Origin of the sequence: Streptomyces colwelliae (assembly GCF_048158785.1) — a bacterium.
In the GTDB taxonomy this organism is placed as follows: domain Bacteria; phylum Actinomycetota; class Actinomycetes; order Streptomycetales; family Streptomycetaceae; genus Streptomyces.
On record NZ_JBLTJC010000815.1, the window covers coordinates 1 to 1165 of the forward strand.

Here is a 1165-nt window from a genome sequence, read left to right on the forward strand (position 1 = left end):
GTGGGCGTGTCCGTGCGCGTCGGCCGCGCCGAGCGCGACCAGCAGCCAGTAGAGGACGACCACGACGAGTGCCGCACTGAAGACGACGGCGGGAAACCCGATCGCGGCAGCGAGGAACGCCCCCATGGGCAGCGGCCCGCTGGAGTCCCTGCTCGCCGACCCCTCGGTGACCGACGTCCTCGTGTCGGCCCCGGACCGGGTCTGGGTCGACCGGGGCGGCGGCCTGGAGCTGACCACCGTCTCCTTCCCGGACGCGGCAGCCGTACGACGCCTCGCGCAGCGCCTGGCCGCGGTGGCCGGACGCCGACTGGACGACGCCCGCCCCTGGGCCGACGCCCGGCTGCCCGACGGCACCCGCCTGCACGCCGTACTGCCCCCGGTCGCCGTCGGCTGCACCTGCCTGTCGCTGCGTGTCGTACGGCCGCGCGCGTTCACGCTCGACGAACTGGTCACGGCGGGCACGGTGCCGCCGGGCGGTGACCGCATCCTGCGCGCCCTGATCGAGGCACGGCTCTCGTTCCTGATCAGCGGCGGCACCGGCAGTGGCAAGACGACGCTGCTGAGCGCGTTGCTCGGGCTCGTCGGACCGGGTGAGCGGATCGTGTTGGCAGAGGACTCGGCGGAGTTGAAGCCGGACCATCCGCACGTCGTACGGCTGGAGAGCAGGCCCGCCAACCAGGAGGGTGCTGGGCTCGTCACGCTCCAGGACCTGGTCCGCCAGGCGCTCCGGATGCGGCCGGATCGGCTGGTTGTCGGTGAGGTGCGGGGGTCCGAGGTAGTTCATTTGCTCGCAGCCCTCAATACGGGCCACGAGGGCGGCTGCGGCACCGTCCATGCGAACGCGGCGGCCGATGTACCGGCCCGTCTGGAGGCCCTGGGCACGGCCGCCGGCCTCGATCGGGCCGCGCTGCACAGCCAGTTGGCGGCGGCCCTGTCGGTGGTCCTGCATCTCGTACGGGACCAGGCCGGGCGGCGACGGATCGCCGAGGTGCATGTCCTGGAGCGGGACCCGTCGGGGCTGGTGCGGACGGTGCCGGCGCTGCTCGGCCGCTTTCCGCCGCTACGCGTGCTGCCCTCGCAGGCGGAGAGGCCACAACGATGACAGGGGCCGGCACGGGCGACCCCACACCGCCCGGCCGACCCCTGGTGCGGGACCGCAGTGCTC

1 pseudogene is annotated in these 1165 nt (G+C 73.9%); it reads left to right on the forward strand.

Annotated elements, in window-relative coordinates:
- Positions 1–112 precede the first annotated feature (112 nt).
- Positions 113–1042: pseudogene (locus ACNFOC_RS54565) on the forward strand (TadA family conjugal transfer-associated ATPase); the annotation flags it as partial.
- Positions 1043–1165: the final 123 nt, after the last annotated feature.